The following is a 3,227-nucleotide window of genomic DNA, read 5'->3' as shown; positions in this document are numbered from 1 at the left end:
GTAAACAACAACACCCCAGAAAGACACATGAGAAATAATTGTTTCGAAATGCTGAAAGCTACCAAAAGGCCCCATAAAAACAAGACAAGCTAAAACAACAGTGCTTTGTGTCAAAACGGCTGCGTAGAGATCCCCTTCTCTCGTAACACCGTATAATCTTCTAATTCGTGTTGACCACTCAACAACTGCTTGCATCATGATATCCTGCAAATCATAAGTAAACCAAAAAAATTTCATAATAGAAATTTTCATTTTGTAGTAACAATAAAATAATTAATCTCATTATAAAAAATTAAGTATAAAAAAATAATTACAATGCGCACAATCACCTCGAAGCACAAATATTTCAAAAGTATTATAATTAACTTATCAATACTCTTAAACTATAAATACATTAAATAAACCACAAACAACACACCTATAATTATATAATACTATCTTCATGCATAATTATGCATAACAATACTATAAAAAAGTCGCTATCGAAAAATCTTTAAGAAAAGCATCAAGTCGCTATCGAAAAATCTTTAAGAAAAGCATCAAATAGATCTTTTAATATCGCGTTAACCAGATAAAGCAAACAACATTTCGCGTACAGCACTTACGAAATGGCGTCGAGTTATGACCTCATTCTTTATTGAAGCATTACGCACTTCGTGGTGGCTACCTTACCTACTTAAAAAAATCAATCAAACTAATTAAATCTATAATAAAAATCGAAAAATTCGATATATCTGACATTTGTTTAAAAAATAAAACACTACCATTAGGTGTGCTTTGGTCTGCATAAGGGATCTAATTACAAATACTCCAGTATAACTTGATCAGTTACATCCCCACTCGTTATTATGAAGCACTCTCGCCCCTCCGGAAACACCGCCCCCAATTACGAAGAACCTTGTTCACTAACGAAAAACGCACGCCGCCTTGGCGTTTTCACGAAAATTCAATTGAGCGCATACGACAGATAACCTTAAATACAACTGAAAGTAGTTTTTTATATCAGTAATAAAGAATAAAAAAATGAAAATAAAATCGCCCATAATTACTCTACACAAGGATAAAAATGGAATATACAAAATAAAAAACAATAAAAAAATAGAATACAAGTCAGTAAAACCTACCTTTAAATCTGCACAAAAACCTAACAAAGAGATGTTAAAACTTAAAACAGGCACATTATTAGATATTATTATTTAAAAGAGCATAACCATGAAGAGAAGGCAGTTTATAAAAGGAATAGCTGAGGTTGGTTTAGCATCTCTAATACCAAATGTGCTTCTTGCAAAAGAGACGAAAACCAATCCCTTTATAAAAAGAGGCTTTTCTGTACTGCCACCTAACGGATGGATAAAATTCCTGGATACCAACAAATTATTTCTAAAACAAACTTGTATTCAACGATCAGATCAAATAAGCAACTTAGAATTGAAAGGTATTTATTCCTTAAATCAGCATATTAATAATACGGTAAAATATGCTGGAGATCATCCAAGAGATAAATGGGAAATTGCCAAAGAAAGCGGTGACTGTGAAGATTTTGCTTTAAGAAAACTACATGACATCGTTTACAAAAACAAACTATTGCCTCGATCTTGCTTCTCCGTTGCATTGTGCACAACAGAGAAAAAAAAACTCCACCTTGTTCTCATCTTACATACCCTGGATGGGGATTATGTTTTAGACTCAAGATTTGATCATATTACAACCTGGAACAACCTCCCATATAACTGGTTATCGATTGAGGGACAAAAAAATTCCAGATTATGGACAATGATCATATAAACATAAATCAATATCAGTTCTACTATTTACCTGCACGGACGGCAAGTAAAGCGCCATTTTCAAACGGTTCCGCCAGAGGGTTAAAGCTGATCTATTTAAAACCATAAGCACTGTTACGGATTTTGAAACCGAATTAGCTGCAAATGACCTTACTCTTTTTGTAAAGCCGTTAATATATAACATAAAGTACATTATGTTATATATTACTACGTGCGCGAGGGGGGAGTCAGAGGATAGCTGGTGACCTGAGCCCCAAGTTCCCTCCAGTTATAAATAGAGACCTTGGTTAAATAATTGTTGGCCTTATGTGGCTATTTTGTCCACCTTAAATTTCCTTATATATTCCGCTGGCGGGATGTTTCCGATTGCAGAATGAGGTCTGAGTTGATTGTAATCCTTTCTCCAATCTGCGAGCACTTCGCGGGCGTGTTTCAAAGAACTAAACAGCGTTTCATTCAGACATTCATCTCGCAATTTGCCATTAAAACTTTCGATGAATGCATTTTGTTGTGGTTTTCCAGGTGCAATATAATGCCAGTCAATCGTAGCTTCCTGTACCCATTTCAAAATGGCAGTACTCGTAAACTCCGTCCCATTATCTGAGACAATTGTCTTTGGTTTCCCACGATCGGCAATGATCTGTTTAAGCTCTCGCACGACCCGTGATCCTGATAGAGAGGTATCTGCAATCAGGGCTATATTCTCGCGTGAAAAATCATCGACAACTGTTAACATACGGAAACGTCGCCCGTCGTTTAGAGCATCTGATACGAAATCCAGGCTCCAACGTTGATCAGGGGCTTTCGGTTATACCATAGGCCTGCGTGTGCCAAGAGCGCGTTTCCTACCGCTACGACGCTTGACTTGCAGGTTTTCCTCGCCGTAAATCCTGCGAAGCTTTTTGTGGTTCACCAAAACACCATCTCGTTCCAGCATAATGTGAATACGACGATAGCCAAAGCGACGACGTTCTGTGGCAACCTTACGTATTGCTGCACGAAGATCACCATCATCGGAGCGCTTGGATTGATAGCGAATGCTTGAACGATCAGCTTGCAAAACATCACACGCCCGACGCTGGCTCACCCCGTGTTCGCAACAGGCATGTGCCACCGCTTTTCGCTTGGCTTCGGGCGTACCATTTTTTTGAATTGATGTCTTTCAACACCGCATTATCAAGCAAACTCTCAGCCAGAAGCTTTTTGAGCCGGTTGTTCTCACTTCAGATTCCTGTTCCTTTAGAATACCTATTATCTGCTCTTCGTTAAAACGTGACTTACGCATCGTCCATCTCCAAAGGTTCGAAGGACTCTACAGTAATATGGAGGAACTTTCAGGGCTCACGTCAATGTTTATCTATAATGATAATCGAGGATCTTTGAAGCTCTCTTTGTCGAAACTCAAAGTTTTCCTCGTAGTTTCACAATAAACCACTGCAGAAT

The 3,227-nt window shown here is 37.7% G+C and carries 2 protein-coding genes and 1 pseudogene; 1 reads left to right on the top strand and 2 read right to left on the bottom strand.

Going from position 1 to position 3,227, the window contains the following annotated elements:
• A partial coding sequence (locus D9A03_RS19695; RefSeq protein ID WP_162938266.1) for a hypothetical protein occupies positions 1-237 on the bottom strand: 237 nt, incomplete at its 3' end.
• Positions 238-1,212: 975 nt separating this feature from the next.
• On the opposite strand from D9A03_RS19695, the gene D9A03_RS19690 reads away from it, so the two are divergent.
• A complete protein-coding gene (locus tag D9A03_RS19690; protein WP_120498940.1) occupies positions 1,213-1,785 on the top strand; it encodes a transglutaminase-like cysteine peptidase in 573 nt (190 codons plus the stop codon).
• Positions 1,786-2,088: 303 nt separating this feature from the next.
• Here the strand turns inward: D9A03_RS19690 and D9A03_RS19685 are convergent.
• Positions 2,089-3,069, bottom strand: a pseudogene (locus tag D9A03_RS19685) (IS3 family transposase).
• Positions 3,070-3,227: the final 158 nt, after the last annotated feature.

The organism is Kiloniella sp. EL199, from assembly GCF_900313065.1.
Taxonomy (GTDB): domain Bacteria; phylum Pseudomonadota; class Alphaproteobacteria; order Kiloniellales; family Kiloniellaceae; genus Kiloniella.
The sequence above is the reverse complement of the archived record's forward strand: the minus strand, read 5'-3'. Positions and strand labels throughout refer to the sequence as shown.